This is a genomic window from Actinobacillus minor NM305 (assembly GCF_000175195.1).
Taxonomy (GTDB): Bacteria; Pseudomonadota; Gammaproteobacteria; order Enterobacterales; family Pasteurellaceae; genus Haemophilus_A; species Haemophilus_A minor.
The window spans coordinates 1-238 of sequence record NZ_ACQL01000138.1 but is presented as its reverse complement, the minus strand read 5'-3'; the positions used below and the strand labels follow the sequence as shown (position 1 = coordinate 238).

Annotated in this window: 1 rRNA gene; it reads right to left on the bottom strand. The window is 55.0% G+C overall.

The window, feature by feature from the left end:
• Window positions 1-238: ribosomal RNA gene (locus AM305_RS10130) — 16S ribosomal RNA — on the bottom strand; the annotation flags it as partial.

Below are 238 nucleotides of genomic sequence, written 5' to 3'. Positions count from 1 at the left end.
CCTTCCTCATCACCGAAAGAACTTTACAACCCGAAGGCCTTCTTCATTCACGCGGCATGGCTGCATCAGGGTTCCCCCCATTGTGCAATATTCCCCACTGCTGCCTCCCGTAGGAGTCTGGACCGTGTCTCAGTTCCAGTGTGGCTGGTCATCCTCTCAGACCAGCTAGAGATCGTCGGCTTGGTAGGCCTTTACCCCACCAACTACCTAATCCCACTTGGGCTCATCTTATGGCAGG